Origin of the sequence: Streptomyces sp. NPDC051051, assembly GCF_040682975.1 — a bacterium.
In the GTDB taxonomy this organism is placed as follows: Bacteria; Actinomycetota; Actinomycetes; order Streptomycetales; family Streptomycetaceae; genus Streptomyces.
In genome coordinates this window covers 16,504-31,355 of sequence record NZ_JBFBCB010000067.1, presented here as the reverse complement: position 1 = coordinate 31,355, position 14,852 = coordinate 16,504, and the positions used below count along the sequence as shown (strand labels likewise).

General features: G+C 73.2%; 15 protein-coding genes and 1 pseudogene. 10 read left to right on the top strand and 6 right to left on the bottom strand.

The window, feature by feature from the left end; translation table 11 throughout:
* Nucleotides 1-101, top strand: a pseudogene (locus AB0N31_RS32895) (UTP--glucose-1-phosphate uridylyltransferase); the annotation flags it as partial.
* A gap of 35 nt (nt 102-136) precedes the next feature.
* Here AB0N31_RS32895 and AB0N31_RS32890 read toward each other — a convergent pair.
* Nucleotides 137-1,165, bottom strand: coding sequence for a methyltransferase (locus AB0N31_RS32890; protein ID WP_366062157.1), 1,029 nt, complete (start codon nt 1,163-1,165; stop codon nt 137-139).
* 49 nt (nt 1,166-1,214) lie between these two features.
* Nucleotides 1,215-2,318 carry a right-handed parallel beta-helix repeat-containing protein gene (locus AB0N31_RS32885; RefSeq protein ID WP_366062156.1) on the bottom strand — a complete coding sequence of 368 codons (1,104 nt, stop codon included), beginning with the start codon at nt 2,316-2,318 and terminating at the stop codon, nt 1,215-1,217.
* Nucleotides 2,319-2,682: 364 nt separating this feature from the next.
* Between AB0N31_RS32885 and AB0N31_RS32880 the strand changes: the two genes are divergently transcribed.
* The 5 genes from AB0N31_RS32880 to AB0N31_RS32860 all read left to right on the top strand — a co-directional run bounded on the left by AB0N31_RS32880 (nt 2,683) and on the right by AB0N31_RS32860 (nt 6,559).
* The gene (locus tag AB0N31_RS32880) at nt 2,683-3,300 is read left to right on the top strand and encodes a DUF6629 family protein (protein WP_366062155.1); all 618 of its coding nucleotides are present in this window, start codon (nt 2,683-2,685) and stop codon (nt 3,298-3,300) included.
* 246 nt (nt 3,301-3,546) lie between these two features.
* On the top strand, nt 3,547-4,038 hold the full coding sequence (locus tag AB0N31_RS32875; protein WP_366062154.1) for a DUF2617 family protein: 492 nt from the start codon (nt 3,547-3,549) through the stop codon (nt 4,036-4,038).
* Nucleotides 4,035-4,436, top strand: a complete 402-nt coding sequence (locus AB0N31_RS32870; RefSeq protein ID WP_366062152.1) for a DUF4247 domain-containing protein — start codon at nt 4,035-4,037, stop codon at nt 4,434-4,436. Before AB0N31_RS32875 ends, AB0N31_RS32870 begins: the two co-directional genes overlap by 4 nt.
* Nucleotides 4,437-4,505: 69 nt before the next feature.
* Nucleotides 4,506-4,946: a DUF350 domain-containing protein gene (locus tag AB0N31_RS32865; RefSeq protein ID WP_366062151.1), complete on the top strand. Its 441-nt coding sequence runs from the start codon at nt 4,506-4,508 to the stop codon at nt 4,944-4,946.
* An 11-nt stretch (nt 4,947-4,957) separates the two neighbouring features.
* Nucleotides 4,958-6,559 (top strand): polyamine aminopropyltransferase, encoded by a 1,602-nt coding sequence (locus tag AB0N31_RS32860; RefSeq protein WP_366062150.1) that lies wholly within the window; start codon nt 4,958-4,960, stop codon nt 6,557-6,559.
* Between the two features lie 51 nt (nt 6,560-6,610).
* On the opposite strand, the gene ligA is transcribed toward AB0N31_RS32860, so the two are convergent.
* On the bottom strand, nt 6,611-8,734 hold the full coding sequence (ligA, locus tag AB0N31_RS32855; RefSeq protein ID WP_366062149.1) for an NAD-dependent DNA ligase LigA: 2,124 nt from the start codon (nt 8,732-8,734) through the stop codon (nt 6,611-6,613).
* A 167-nt stretch (nt 8,735-8,901) separates the two neighbouring features.
* On the opposite strand from ligA, the gene AB0N31_RS32850 reads away from it, so the two are divergent.
* Entirely contained in the window at nt 8,902-9,351 is a 450-nt protein-coding gene (locus AB0N31_RS32850; protein WP_366062148.1) for a carboxymuconolactone decarboxylase family protein, read from the top strand.
* Between the two features lie 52 nt (nt 9,352-9,403).
* On the opposite strand, the gene AB0N31_RS32845 is transcribed toward AB0N31_RS32850, so the two are convergent.
* A complete protein-coding gene (locus AB0N31_RS32845) occupies nt 9,404-10,606 on the bottom strand; it encodes an erythromycin esterase family protein (protein ID WP_366062147.1) in 1,203 nt (400 codons plus the stop codon).
* A 58-nt stretch (nt 10,607-10,664) separates the two neighbouring features.
* Between AB0N31_RS32845 and AB0N31_RS32840 the strand changes: the two genes are divergently transcribed.
* The 3 genes from AB0N31_RS32840 to AB0N31_RS32830 all read left to right on the top strand — a co-directional run bounded on the left by AB0N31_RS32840 (nt 10,665) and on the right by AB0N31_RS32830 (nt 13,519).
* Complete coding sequence (locus AB0N31_RS32840) at nt 10,665-11,417, top strand: TioE family transcriptional regulator (protein ID WP_366062146.1); 753 nt, start codon at nt 10,665-10,667, stop codon at nt 11,415-11,417.
* 94 nt (nt 11,418-11,511) lie between these two features.
* Nucleotides 11,512-12,054, top strand: a complete 543-nt coding sequence (locus tag AB0N31_RS32835; RefSeq protein ID WP_366062145.1) for a GNAT family N-acetyltransferase — start codon at nt 11,512-11,514, stop codon at nt 12,052-12,054.
* A gap of 286 nt (nt 12,055-12,340) precedes the next feature.
* Complete coding sequence (locus tag AB0N31_RS32830; RefSeq protein WP_366062144.1) at nt 12,341-13,519, top strand: phosphodiester glycosidase family protein; 1,179 nt, start codon at nt 12,341-12,343, stop codon at nt 13,517-13,519.
* 45 nt (nt 13,520-13,564) lie between these two features.
* Here AB0N31_RS32830 and AB0N31_RS32825 read toward each other — a convergent pair whose 3' ends face one another.
* Together AB0N31_RS32825 and AB0N31_RS32820 are read right to left on the bottom strand one after the other, a co-directional pair.
* Entirely contained in the window at nt 13,565-13,759 is a 195-nt protein-coding gene (locus AB0N31_RS32825) for a hypothetical protein (protein WP_366062143.1), read from the bottom strand.
* Between the two features lie 141 nt (nt 13,760-13,900).
* Complete coding sequence (locus AB0N31_RS32820) at nt 13,901-14,761, bottom strand: phosphatidylinositol-specific phospholipase C/glycerophosphodiester phosphodiesterase family protein (protein ID WP_366062142.1); 861 nt, start codon at nt 14,759-14,761, stop codon at nt 13,901-13,903.
* Nucleotides 14,762-14,852 lie beyond the last annotated feature (91 nt).

Genomic DNA, 14,852 nt, shown 5'->3' with positions numbered 1-14,852 from the left:
CCGGTCTCGACGACGTCCTCATGATCACCGGGCGCAACAAGCGCCCGCTCGAGGACCACTTCGACCGCAACTACGAACTGGAGTCGGCACTTCAGCCGCGACATGCGCGGGGCCGGCCGCCGTCGGTCCGGGGGTGTCACGCGGGCACGGTGCAGTCGAACGCGTGCAGGTAGGGGTTGACCGGCCGGATGTCGTCGATGACCAGGCCCGCCCCGGTCAGCCGGCTCACCATGCTCTCGGTGGTGTGCTTCGCGCCGCCCACGTTGAGGAGCAGCAGCAGGTCCATGGCGGTGCTGAAGCGCATCGAGGGCGAGTCGTCGACGAGGTTCTCGATGACGACGACCCGTGCGCCGGGCCCGCCCGCCGCCATGACGTTGCGCAGGGTCCGGGCGGTGCTGTCGTCGTCCCACTCCAGGATGTTCTTGATGATGTACACATCGGCCTGGACGGGGACGGCCTCGCGGCAGTCGCCGGGCACGACGCGCATCCGGTCCGCGAGCGCGCCGCCGGGACGCAGCCGCGGGTCGGCGTTCTCCACCACGCGGGGCAGGTCGAGCAGCGTCCCGTGCAGGGCCGGGTACTTCTCCAGCAGGCTCGCCACCACGTGCCCCTGGCCGCCTCCGATGTCGGCGACCGAGGCGCTCCCCGACAGGTCGAGGAGGTCTGCGACGTCCCGCGCGGACTGCGCGCTGGAGGTCGTCATGGCCCGGTTGAAGACGAGGGCGGATTCGGGGGCGTCCTCGTTGAGGTAGGTGAAGAACTCCTTGCCGTACAGGTCCTCGACGACGTTGTGGCCGGTGCGCACGGCCTCGTCGAGCTTCGGCCAGGCGTCCCAGGTCCACGGCTCGGTGCACCACAGGGTGATGTAGCGCAGGCTGTGCGGGTCGTCCTCGCGCAGCAGCCGGGACATCTCGGTGTGCGCGAAGGTCCCGTCGCCCTGCTCGGCGAAGACGCCGTAGCAGGAGACGGCCCGCAACAGCCGTCGCAGGGGCTTGGGTTCAACCTTCACCGCGGCCGCGAGGTCCTCCACGGCCATGGGGCTGTCGCCGAGGGCGTCGGCGACGCCCAGGCGGGCCGTCGCGCGCAGGGCGGCGGCACAGGCCGCCCCGAACACCAGCTCCCGCAGCCGCATGGACGGCGCCGGGGCAGTTTCTGCGGTCGTCATGTGCCGCCTTTCCTCTTCGTCGTGTTCACGGGTGGTCACGGCCTTCCGGTCAGCACAGGCCCGCGGGCCTGGAGACCTGGCAGGAGTTGGCCTCGAAGGTGTTGGCCTTGGCGGTCTCCTGGTCGACGAGGTCGGCCGGGAGGTTGCCGCTCAGCTCGTTGTCGCTGATCCGGTTCCGCTCGCTGGTGGTGCCGACGAAGCTCTTGAACAGGACGATGCCGCCGGACAGCGGGGATTTTCCGGCGTTGTCCCGGATGACGTTCTGGGTCACCAGGGTGTCCTCGGTGCCGGTCATGACGACGCCGGAGCCCTGCAGGGCGTCCAGCCGCGCGGTCTTCGGGCAGGACTTGTTGTTGCGCACGATGCGGTTCGCGGCGACGGTCACCGCGCCGGCCTTGGGCTTGTTCTCGTCGCCGACGACGAACACGCCCGCGCAGTTGCCGGTGACGTGGTTCTCCGCGACGGTGAGGTTGCGCAGCCGGCGGACGGTCACGCCGATCCGGTTGCCCTCCAGCCGGTTGCGCTCGACGAGCGTGCCGCCGGTGTCGGTGGCACCCTGCTCGGTGGTGATCGTGTTGGCGAGGAAGAGGCCCGCGTCGCCGTTGTCCCGGGCGGTGTTGCCCCGGAACACACCGCGCACCGACGCCTCCTGGGCGATGCCCCACACCCCGTTCTTCAGCGCGGTCACCTTGCGCACCGTCAGCCTGTCGGTGTCGACGGCGTACACGCCGCTGCGGGTGAAGCCGGTGACGGTCAGGGAGGCGAGGGTGACGTCCTCGAGCTTGCGGTTCTTCTTCCCCACCACGCAGATGCCGTTGCCGGCCGCGGCGCAGGTGTCGGCGGCCTTGGCGGCGGCCCCGCCCGTGGACTTGGCGGTGGTCTTGGTGGCCTTGGCTGCGGCCGGCCGGATCACCACGCCCCGGCCCACGCCGCGCAGGGTCAGTCCGGGGGTGGTCACCGTGACGCTCTCCCGGTAGGTGCCCGGGGCGATCAGCACCGTGTCACCGGGCGCGGCGGCGTCCACCGCCTTCTGGATCGACTGTCCCGCGTGGACCACATGGGTCATGTGGCCGGCGGACGCCGGGGCGGCGCCGAGGCCTGCCCCCACGACCGCGGCGGTGCACGCAAGGTACACGAGATGGCATTTATTCATATTCCGGACAATATGCTCGACAGGTCGGCGGCCCGGCGGTATCGGCCGTACGTTGGCGTGTTGCGGGGCGGCGCGGCGCGGGCGGGGCAGCGCGGGCGGCGCGTCGCGGGGCGGCCGACCGCGTACGGGCCCCGTCCGGACGCCCCTGCGAGGTCGGGACGGCCTGGCGCGCCGGGGGCCGACCAGATCACGCACGGGATGCCGGAGACCCCGAGCGGGTTCACCCTGACGGGCGCGCAGGCCCTACCCGGTACGAAGGTCGCGCCCGGCGCGGTCCGCCCCGCCCTCGCCACGGCGCGACGTAGCGTGGCCCGCACAACCAGGGCGTGCCGAGGCGCGCGACGGCCGACTCGATGGTGGCGTCATGTGTGGGAGTGCGACGGCCGATCTGTTGGCGGGCGCCGGAATCACCGCCGTCGGCGCGGCCTGTGTGGCGCGGGTGCGCCGGGTGCGGGACCTGCCGCTCGCCGCGCTGCCCCTCCTGCTCGGGGCCCATCAGATCGTCGAGGCGATGGTCTGGAACGCGGACGGTGGCGGCGTACCCGCCACCGTCACCTGGGCCGTCATCGCGCTGCCGTTGCCGGCGGTGTGGGTGCCCGCGGGGGTGTGGTGCGCCGCTCCGCCGCGCACCCGGCGCGGACTCGGCTGCGTCCTCGCGGTCGGCGTCGCGACCGCCGCCGGCCTCGCGTACGTGCCGGCCGTCGGCCCCGTCACGGCCGAGATCCGGGGGCACACGATCGGCTATGCGAGCGACCTGCCCCGTCCCGCCCTTCTCGTCGTCGGCTATCTGCCGGCCACGGTGGGTTCCCTGCTGCTCTCCGGCGACCGGCGTCTGCTGGTGCTGGGGATCTTCGTCGCCGTGGGCGCGCTGATCTGCTGGACGCTGTGGCGGCTGGAGTTCGTCTCCACCTGGTGCGCCTTCGCGGCGGTGTGTTCGGTGCTGCTGCTCGGCTGGGTCCGCGACCGGCCGGCGCCTCGGTGAGCACCGGCGCCGGCCGCTCCGAGGACCGGGCGGCCGTCTGCTCGAACCCCCCTTCCCGGTAAGGCGGTTCGTCCTCTCACCGGGCGGGCCGGGCGGGGTCCCCCGCGGTCGCCCCGGCGGGCAGCGCCGGGGACGGGGAACCGATCGTTCCTCCCCCGCGCGTGAAACCCCTTGCGCCACATGTGTCATACTCGGCGCCGCTTATAGCAAGATCCGACCGGGGGGGTCCACCTGCACGCCATAGCCTTGGACGCCCCCTACCTGGACACGGACGCGGGCCAGCTCTGCTTCTCGCTGGACCTGGACGAACGGCCGGCCCTCGCCGAGCACGAGACGACCGTGGGCGGGCTCGACGTCCGTCTGCGGCTGCTCGGCGCCTCGCACCAGGTCTTCGCCGGTCCCGTACGGGAGACCGTGGCGTGCCTGCTGGGGTCCGTGAAGGGCCTGCCCGGGACGTACACCCGTCAACTGCCCGGATGGAACTACGCCTTCACGGCCGACACCCGACGACTGGACCCCGCGGCCTTCAGCGGTCTGGTGGCGGGGATCCGCCGTCAGGTCGCCGACAACCCCGACAGCCTGTGCGGGATCTTCCCCGGATCGCCGGAGGCGCTGACGGCCGTCGTCGTCGAGGCGGCCGACGGACCGTCCGGCGGCGGGCTGGTCTGGCGCACCTGGCACACCTATCCGCAGCACGGCCAGATCGTATCGACGTACACGCGGCTGGAGGCCCGATGAAGAGCGCCCGACTCGTCCGCGCAGCGGTGGCGGCCGTGCTGGCCGTCGCCCTGCTGGCCGCCTGTTCCTCCGACGGCGACGACGGGGTGCCGCGCGGCTGGATACGCGACACGTACACCGAGAGCGGCGCGGACTGGGTCGTTCCCAGCAAGACCCCGACGCAGGTGGCCGACGCCATCCACGGGCACCGCGCGGCCCTCGACCGCGCGTCCGGCGGGAGCATGGAGTTCCTGCGCTACGGCGACGACATGGTCACCGTGTCGCCGTACCGGAGCGGCAGCCGGATCGAGATCGAGGACTACCGCAACGGCTACCACCGGCACGGCACGCACCTCACCTACTGGCCGAACCCGGACAGCGCCAGCTTCCGCGGCGGCGGCCCCGGCGAGGGCAAGTGACACCGGTGGACCGGCTCCACGCGTGACGCATCACCCGACCCCGACGCCGCCGTCAAGAAAGGCAACACAGTGACCGAGATCTTCGAGTCGACGGGCCAGGCCCTGCTCTACGGAGTCGTGGGCCTCGCGGTGATGGCCGTCGGCTTCATCGCCCTCGACCTCGTCACACCCGGCAAGCTCTTCCACGTGGTGTGGACGGACCGCAACCGCGGCGCGGCGGTGCTGCTGGGCAGTCAGTCGATCGCCGTGGGTCTGGTCGTCATGGAGGCCATCCGGGCCAGCGAGTCCGAGGAGGGCCTGGGCTACGGCCTGTTGAGCACGCTCCTGTACGGCCTCGCCGGGGTGCTGGTGATGACGCTGGTCGGCATCGTGATCGGCCACCTCACGCCGGGGCAGATGGGCGCGGTCGCGCTCGACGACAGCAGCGACGGCCGTCCGCACCCGGCCGCCTGGGTCCAGGCCGGAATGTACCTCGGCACCGCGTTCATGGTCGGCGCGGCACTGTCATAAGCACCGCACCCGTGAGCACCACCGCACTTCGGGGCCCCGGCGCAGCGGCCCCCTCCCGCCCCCCGGCCGTCCGGCACACCCGGGGGGCGCGCTTCCTCCTGCTGCTCGCCGTCTTCCTCTGTGCCGCCTGCGGCCTCGTCTACGAGCTGGCGCTCACCGCGCTGGGCAGCTACCTCATCGGCAACTCCGTGCTCCAGACCTCCGTGGTCATCTCCGTGATGGTCTTCGCGATGGGTCTCGGCTCGCTCGCCGCCAAACCGCTGCGCCGCCGCGCGGTCGGCGCGTTCGCGGTCGTCGAGGGGGCGCTGGCGCTGGTCGGCGGACTGTCCGTGCTGGTGCTGTACGCGGCGTTCGCCTGGCTCCAGCTGTACACCCCGGCGATGATCGTGATCACGCTGGTGGTCGGCCTCCTCATCGGGGCCGAGATCCCGCTGCTGATGACGCTGTTGCAACGGATCCGGCGGCAGGAGGCGGGCAGCGCCGTCGCCGACATGTTCGCCGTCGACTACATCGGGGCGCTGGTGGGCGGGCTGTGCTTCCCGCTGCTGCTCCTGCCGACGTTCGGACAGCTGCGGGGCGCGCTGGTGGTCGGCGCGGTCAACGCGGTGGCCGGCGTCATCGTGGTGCTGTTCATCTTCCGCCGGCAGACCCGGCGTTTCGTCCAGGTCGGCCTGCTCTCCGGCGTGACGGCGGTCCTGGCCGTGCTCGGCACGGCGTACGTCCTGGCGGACGACCTGGAGGTCACCGCGCGGCAGCAGATGTACCAGGACCCGATCGTGCACGCCGAGACGACGCCGTACCAGGAGATCGTCGTCACCCGCTCCACCGCCTTCACCGGCGGTGCGGACATGCGCCTCTTCCTCAACGGGGACCTCCAGTTCAGCTCCGTCGACGAGTACCGCTACCACGAGTCGCTGGTGCACCCCGCGCTGTCGGAGGGACGTGGCGACGTGCTGATCCTGGGCGGCGGCGACGGGCTCGCCCTGCGCGAGGTGCTGCGCTACGACGACGTGCGGCACGTGACGCTCGTCGAGCTGGACCCGGCGATGACGAAGCTGGCCCGTGACTTCGCACCGCTGCGCGAGCTGAACGGCGGGTCGTTCGCCGATCCCAGGGTCCAGGTGGTCAACGCCGACGCCTTCAACTGGCTGCGCGGCGTCCGGCAGCGGTACGACGCGGTGATCATCGACTTCCCGGACCCGGACACGGCGGCGCTGGCCAAGCTGTACTCGGTGGAGTTCTACACCCTGCTCGGCCAGGTCCTCACGCCGCGGAGCCAGGTCATGGTGCAGAGCGGGTCGCCGTTCTTCGCGCCGAAGACGTTCTGGTCGATCGCGGCGACGGTGGAGGCGGCCGGGTACGCCACGACCGAGTTCCAGATCGACGTGCCGAGCTTCGGCAACTGGGGATTCGTGCTGGCCACCCACGGCGGCACCGCTTCCCCGCCGCTGCGCCTGGCCCCGGACGCCCCCCGCCTGCGCTACCTGGACGACTCGGTCCTGAAGGCGGCCACGGTGTTCCCCCTCGACCGCCGCCGCGAGGACGTACGGCCGAGCACGCTGATGGAACCGACGGTGCTGGAGTACGTGCTCAACGAGTGGAAGAACTACTGATCCCGCCGAGCGGGACCGGAGTGGGGCCGGCTCCGCCCGGGACGGCCCCGGTCAGCCGACGAGGTCGGCGACGAGAACGGCGAACTCGTCGGGGGTGGCCAGCCGCACGCCCAGGGACTCCGCCTTGGCCCGCTTGGAACCGGCGCCCTCCCCGGCGACGACCAGGCTCGTCCTCCTGGAGACGCTGGAGGAGGAGCGGCCGCCGGCCCGTTCCACGAGTTCGTTCATCTCGTTGCGGCTGAGCTTCTCCAGCGGGCCGGTCATCGCGCCGGTGACCACCACCGTCATGCCGGCCAGCGGCCCCCCGGCCGACGCGGTGACGTCGGTGGTGTCGGCGGCGTGCGCGGCGTCCGCCGTCCCGGTGCCGCCGCCGGTCTCGTCGGACGGCGGGGCGGGCGGCGTCGCGCCGGGCTCGGTCATGTTGACGCCGGCCGCGGCGAGCTTGTCGATGAGCGGGGCGAGTTCGGCGAGTTCCGCGACGATGGACGGGGCCTTCTCGGTACCGATGCCCTCCACCCGCTGGATCGTCTCCGCGTCGGCGGCGCGCAGCAGGTCCATGGTGGCGAAGTACCGGGCGATACGGCGGGACATGGAGCGTCCGGTGCCGCGCACGCCGAGTGCGCACAGCACCCGCGCCAACGGTCTGCCCTTGGCCGTGGCGATGGCGGCGAGGAGGTTGTCGGTGCTGGTCTCGCCCATCCGGTCCAGGCCGAGGAGCTGCTCGCGGGTGAGGGTGAACAGGTCGGCGAGATCGGCCACCAGGCCCGCCTCGACGAGCTGCACGACGCGGGTGTGGCCGAGGCCCTCGATGTCGAGCTGGTCGCGTCCGGCGGCGTAGGAGAGGGAGGCGACCAGGTGGCAGTTGCGGCCGTTCTCACAGCGCCAGCGCTGCTCGCTCGTGTCGATGGCCGATCCGCAGCGCGGGCACGCCCGGGGGAAGACGATCGGCTGTTCCTCGCCGGTGCGCAGGTGGGCGACGGGCGCCTCGACGCGGGGGATGACGTCGCCCGCCCGGTGGACCGTCACGTGGTCGCCCAGGCGCAGGTCGCGACGGGTGATGTCAGCCGGGTTGTGGAGGGTGGCGTAGGTGATGGTGGAGCCGTCGATCTCCACCGGGGCGAGGACGGCGCGGGGCGCGATGACGCCGGTACGGCCCACGTTCCACTGCACCTCCAGCAGGCGGGTGATCTTCTCGACGGCCGGCAGCTTGTAGGCGATCGCCCAGCGCGGGGCTCTGGAGCCCGACCCGGCGGCCCGCTGGTCGGCGGCCAGGTCGGCCTTGACGACGATCCCGTCGATGCCGAAGGGCAGTCGCGGCCGCAGGTCGGCGATCTCCCGCACCCGGGCCAGGACGTCCTCCACGGTGTCCGCGGTGACGCCGGGTACGGCCGTCGTGGCGGTCGTGTTCACGCCGAGCGTCGCGGCCCGGGCCATCAGGTCGCTGTGGGCGGCCTCACCGAGGGTGGCGGCGAGTCCGGCCTCGGTGTCGGCGAGGGGCAGCAGGCCGTAGCCGAAGAAGGTCATCGGCACGGTGTAGGCGCGGTCCTTGGCGCGCAGGGTGCCGGCGGCGGCGTTGCGCGGGTTGGCGAACGGCCGGCCGCCGTGCGCGGTGCGGACCTCGTTGGCGTGCTCGAACTGGGCGGTCGTCATCAGGACCTCGCCGCGCACCTCCACGGTGACCGGCTCGGTCAGCCGCTCGGGCAGGCCCTCGACGGTGCCGGCGGCGTGCGTGACGTCCTCGCCCGCCGTCCCGTCGCCCCGCGTGATCAGCCGCGTCAGACGGCCTTCGGTGTAACGGGCCGCGATCGCCAGGCCGTCCAGCTTCGGCTCGACGCTGTACCGCTCGCTCGCGTGGCCGACGCGCCGCGCCAGCGAGGCGGCCCAGGCGGTGAACTCCTCCGGCGAGAACACGTTGTCCAGGCTGAGCATCGCGACCGTGTGCGGGACGTCGCCCTCGACGGCGCCGCCGGCCACCTTGCCGCTGGGCGAGTCGGGCAGCACCTGGCCGGGATGGGCGGCCTCCCAGTCCGCGATGCCCCGCACCAGCCGGTCGTAGGCGTCGTCGTCCAGCACCGAGGTGCCCCCGGTGTAGTAGGCGGCGGACGCCCGCACGGCGTCCTCGACCGCCTGCGCGTAGGCGGCGGCATCCACGATCTGTGCGGCAGGTGTCGTCATGCCCGCCATCCTGCCTCCCACCACTGACAACGCCCCTCGCACGAGCGGGCGTCGGGGCGGACCGGGGACCGGGTACGCTGCGGCAGCGTCCGCCGTACGGCCACCGCTCGTGCGCCACCTCTCGTCCGGTGCTCCCGACCCTCCCCAAGAATGTTTTATATTCAACTATGACTCGACGGATCTTCATCGACAAGCAGAGCCCCAAGGCCTACCACGCGCTCCTGCAGACCTCCGAGGCCGTGCGCGCGACCGCCGCCGAGGCGGGCCTGGAGCGCACCGTCGTGGAACTGGTCAACCTGCGCGTCTCGCAGCTCAACGGCTGCGCCTTCTGTCTCGACCTGCACACCAAGGCCGCCCTGCGCGCCGGGGAGTCGACCCGGCGGCTCGGCGTGCTCGCCGCGTGGCGGGAGACCGAACTGTTCAGCCCGCTGGAGCGGGCGGCCCTGGCGCTGGCGGAGGCGACCACCTTCCCCACCGACACCGCCGCGCAGGAGACCGCGTACGCCGACGCCCGCGAAGCCCTCACCGAGGACCAGATCGCGGCGGTGATCTGGGTGGCGGTCACCATCAACGCCTTCAACCGGGTCTCCGTCCTCAGCGGGCACCCGGTGCGCTGACCGGGCGGGCCGGCGCAGGCGGGCCTGCCCGAACTCCCGGTGGTGGCCCCGGTCAGCGGCGCGGGACGTCCTTGACGAACACCATGCCGTCGCCGGCGGCCAGGTGGGCCGGGTCGAGCGGGGCGTAACCGAAGTACGGCGACACCCGGGGAGCCGGCCGCGGGTCGCCGAGGGCGGCCGCCAGCCGGGCGGCGTCGACGACGCAGCGGTCCTGCGGGAGCGCGTACAGGTGCCCTTCGACGGTGTCCGGGGGCGGGGTGTCCACCCCCTGGTGCCGGATCGTGCCGAGGGCCGTGGGCAGGAAGGCGTACTCCTCGCCGAGCCGGGCGCTCACCAGCGCACCGGCGCTCCACCACTCCAGCGGCTGCCCGTCCATGCGCATGGTGCTCGTCTCCCGCTGGAGACGGCCGTTGTGGGCGTGGACCAGCACCGGGCCCCGTTCGGCGAGGGCGAGGAGGTTGTCGGCCATCATCAGGTCCCGCACGCCCACCATCCGGGTCATGCGGGCCGGCGAGGTGTCGGCCATCCAGAAGTGGTAGCGCAACAGGCCGGTCGCCGTACGACCGTACACGCGGGCGCGGTCCCGCTCCTCCGGCGCGACCACCGTGGCCAGGTGCGGGGTCTGCGCGTCGAGCAGGGCCGTCAGCTCGTCCGCGAGCAGCCGCAGTCGGACGGCCTCGGCCGACCTTCCCACCGACCGGGCCGGGTCCCTCATCGCGGCGGGCTCGGTCCACCGGGCGTCGGCGCCGAGCAGGCCGTCCAGGGTCTCCGCGGTGCAGGGCAGCAGGGTCGGGTCGACGTGGGCCGCGAGGTGGGCGTGGAGGGCGGTGAGGGCCTGCCGGGGGCTCGCGGCGTGGGTGATCTCCAGCGGACCGTCGAAGCCGGCGAAGCGGACCTGCTCGGACGCGGGCCGGCCCTCGTTGTGGGCGCGCATCCAGCGGACGAGTTCGCGGTTGGCCGCGGAGGTCCCCCAGCCGTGGCTGAATCCCCGTTCCATGACCTCGTCGAGAGTGCCCCTGCCGGAGGTGACGTGGTCGTCGACCACCAGGCCCCTCGTGTAATCGCTCTCGATCGCGATCGTCCGGTAGCCCTCCTGCTCGACGAGCTGCCGGAAGAGGTCGTTGCGCAGGTCGAGCAGGGCGTCCTCGCCGTGGGTGGGCTCGCCCAGGGCGAGCAGCCGGGGCCGGGACGGGAGCAGCCGCATGACGGAGGCGGCCTCGACGGTCCGCACGGTGTCCTTGATGTCGGTAGCCATGGCTTCAACGGTATCTTTGAACCCTCGGTGGAAACTTCTGCGCGACATCGGCGGGATCATGAGGCAAAACCTTCAAAACGGTGAACGGCTCCGGCCGGTCGACCTGGCCCGCGCGCACGGCCTGTCCACGCAGGCCGTGCGGAACTACGAGGAGGCCGGCATCCTCCCGGTCGCCGGGCGCACCTCCCACGGCTACCGCACCTACACGCCGCTCCACGCGCGGGCGCTGAGCGCGTTCCTGGCCCTGGTGCCCGGCCACGGCCACCGGACGGCGGCGGCGGTCATGCGGGCGGTGAACCGGGGCGCGGCCGACGAGGCGTTCCGCCTCATCGACGAGAGCCACGCCGAGCTCCTCGAGGACCGGCGGACACTCGGCGCCGTGGAGGACGCCCTCCGCGACCTGGATCCCGGCACCCGACCGACCGCACCGTCCGGGCTGTCCGGGCCGTCCGGGCCGCCCGGGGCCGGCGGCACGTTCATCGGACCGCTGGCGGGCCGGCTCGGCATCCGTTCCGCCACCCTCCGCAAGTGGGAGCGCGCAGGGCTGGTGAGCCCCCGCCGCGACCCGCGGACCGGGTACCGCGTCTACGACGAGGCCGACGTGCGCGACGCGCGGCTGGCCCGTCAACTCCGCCGCGGCGGCTACCCGCTGGAGCGGATCGCCCCGCTGATCGCCCAGGTGCGGTCGGCCGGCGGACTCGAGCCGCTGGAGGCGGCCCTGGCCGACTGGCGTGCCCGGCTGTCCGCGCGCGGCCGGGCCATGGTGTCCGGGGCGGCCGCACTGGAGGCGTACCTCCGTGCGCGCGGATGAGCGGATGACCTGATGGGCTGTCAATGGTGGCCCGTCCTCCCCCGTCACCCGTGATCACGTGCCCCGCGACGTGTCGACGTGCTTGCATACGACGGTGACCCCCGACCCCGCCGAAATCCCGGCCCTCTGCGTCCGGCCCCGGGTGCCGGCCGACCTGGACGACTGCGTGAGGGCGCTGGCCCTGGTGCACGCGCACAGCCGGTACCCGGTCAACTGGCCCGCCGAGCCCGCCGCCTGGCTCACCCCCACCACGCTCCTGGCCGCCTGGGTGGCCGAGCACGACGGACGGACCGTCGGGCACATCGCGCTGTGCCGGGGCGAAGACGGCGATCCGGCACCGGCGTTGTGGGCGACGCGCGGGAACGGGGTGCCGGCGGTCGGTGTGAACCGGCTGTTCGTGGCGCCCGAGGCACGCGGGCTCGGCGCGGGAACGGCCCTGGTGGAGCGGGCCGTCGAGAAGGCGCGCTCCCGCGGCCTGCACCCCGTGCTCGACGTGGTGGCCACCGACCCGGCGGCGGCCTTCTACGCCCGGCTCGGCTGGCGGGACCTCGGTCGCGTGGACCAGAGGTGGGGCCCTGACCAGGTGGTTCCTCTGCGTTGTTACGCGGCGCCGGTGTCCGTGGAACGGGCCGGCTAGAGCCCGTCGTCGCCTCGGGGTCTCACCCTCCGGACCTCGCCGCCGGGCCGAGCCGGGCCGCACCGCAGAGGTGACGACGCGCCCGGCACGGAACGCCGCTCCACCCGCGCCCGGACAGGGAGACGACACCCGGACCCGCGCCGTCCCTCACTCTTTCCGGGCCTTCGCGTCCGCGTCGCCGCGGTACCCCCGGTCCCCGTGAGAAGGTTGCCGCCCACACGAGACAGGGGGGTACGTGACACCCGGTCAGAACCGTTTTCGCACGCGCAGAACGTCACTGACGCTCATGACGGCACTCGGCACGCTGGCCGGTGCCGCCCTGACGGGGGCGGCGCCGGCCGGCGCGGCGACGGGGACCACCATCGCGGCCGGCGTGGTGTACCGGCAGTACGACCTCGAGGCGGGAGCAGGCGTGACGCACGTGCACGTGCTCGGCGTAGACCTGACCGACACCCGCGCGAGTCTGGGCCTGCTGCATCCGGGGAAGGTCGCGGCCCGCGCCACCGTCTCCCAACAGGCCACCGCCCAGAAGGCCGTCGCCGGCATCAACGGGGACTTCTTCCACATCACCGAGACGCAGCATCCGGGCGTCGCCGCGACCGGCGCGAGCGTGGGCCCCGCCATCGCGAACGGCAGGGTGCTCAAGGCCGCCGTACCGACGGGACAGCGGTTCGGCCCCGAACTGCCGCCCGGCACGGACACCGACGACGTGCTCGGCGTGAGCGGTGACGGACGGGCCCGGCTGGACCGCCTGACGCTCGACGGCACGCTCGTCACGCCCGGCCGGCGGTGGCCGCTGGGCGGCCTCAACCAGTACGCGCTGCCGGAGAACTCCATCGGCGCCTACAACTCCGACTGGGGCAGCGTCTCCCGGGCGCGGGCCACCTGCGGCACCGACACCGACCGGGCCGCGCCGTGCGGCACCGACACCTACGAGGTGACGGTGCGGCAGGGCCGGGTGGTGTCCGCCTCGGCCACGCCGGGCGGCGGCGCCATCGCGGCGGGCACGACGGTGCTCGTCGGCCGGGAGGCGGGCGCGGAGCGTCTCAGGACGCTGGTCGCGGGGCAGCGGGTGACGGTGCGGTACGGTCTCGCGGCCGCCTCGCGGCGCGCCTACCGCTTCGCCCTCGGCGGTTACCCGGTGCTCACCGGCGGGCGACCGTCGGCGGGCCTGGACACGCGGACCTCGGCGGTCCGCACCGCGGTGGGCATCGCGAACGGCGGGCGGCGGGTGCTGCTGTTCGCGGTCGACGGTGCGCCGGCGTACCGCAGGGGCCTGACGGTCGCCGAGGTCGCGGCCGCTCTCAGGAGCCTCGGGGCGACCGAGGGCTTCGGCCTGGACGGCGGCGGTTCCTCGACCCTGGTGGCGCGGGAGCCGGGTGCGGCCACGGTGTCGGTGCGCAACCACCCCTCGGCCGGGGCGGAGCGTGCCGTGCCGAACGGCATCGGGGTGTTCACCCGGTGAACCGGCCCGCGCGGGGGCCGGTTCAGCCGGTGCTCCCGCGGGACCTCACGGCCGGATGCTGCCGACGATGTCGGCGGTCGCCGTGAGGCCGCTGTGGATGGTGGGGGCCATGCTGGTGCCGGCCAGGAAGAAGCCGAGCAGCAGGCAGACCAGCCCGTGCGAGACCTTCAGTCCGCCGTTGCGCAGGAAGATCACCGCCAGGATCAGCAACAACACCACCACGGAAAGGGAAAGGACCACGCCAACCTCCTCCATTACGTCCGCTTTCACGGCATTCGGCCGCAAGTGTGGCGTAGCGGAGGGTTCATCCGTGCGGCTGACCTGTCCGCCGAACGAGTGGTTCGCGGTCGGCCGGGCGGCCGGCCGGTCAACCGGCCGTGGTCACGCCTTCCCGCGGGCGTCGAGGAAGGCCTCCAGGCCGGCCAGGTCGTCGGTGTTCAGGTAGTCGACGCCGGCGTCGAGCAGTTCGCCCCACAGCGCCTCCCGGGCCGGCCCCGCCAGGTCAGGCGTCGCCCAGAAGCGCACCTTCTGCCCGCGGTCGTGCGCGGCCCGCACGAGGGCGCGCAGCTTGCGCCGCTCCGCGTCGGGGAAGGCGCCGACACCGAGCCAGGTGAAGTGGAGTGTCCAGTTGTCGCTGATCAGGGAGGCGAAGGAGGCGTCGGTGCCGCCCAGGTCGGCGAGGCGGCCGTCGTAGAAGGCGCGGCGCACCGTCTGCGCCGCCATCGGCACCCGGGCCGCACGGTCGCCCGAGATGACGGCGGTGACCGGGCCGCGCCGCACCCGGCCGTGGTCGTAGGTGGTGAACAGGTGCCGGTAGCGGTGCAGTCGGCGGTCGAGTTCGAGGTACGTCGACGCGCCCTCGGTCTTGATGTCGACGAGCAGTTGCAAGGGGGTGCGCGAGCCGCGGTGGACGGAACCGTGGTTGGCCTCGACGCGGGCGGCGAGCGGGGCGAGGTAGAGGGATTCGAGCGTGCGGGCCGGGTCGAGGTCCACCGGGTCGTGGGCGACGAGCAGTTGGCCGTCGACGAGGAAGATGTCGGCCTCGACGCTGCCGAAGCGGTGGTCGAGGGCGTCGAGCAGGGGCCGGGGATGCTCGTAGTCGTTGTGGGCGTGGGCGTGCCACAACGGGCGCGGCCGGTGCCGCTGTTCGGCGGCGAAGGCGCTGCCGGCGGGCGGCGCCAGCACTGCCGTGAGGGCGGCGCCGAACGTGGTGAGGGCTCCGCGGCGGGTGATGAGGGCCATGCTCTGCCTCCCTGTGGAACGGTCTGGACCACAGGGAGTATGGATCCGGTCCGGCCGCAACGAACCTGTACGTGACAGGAGTTGGCCGGAC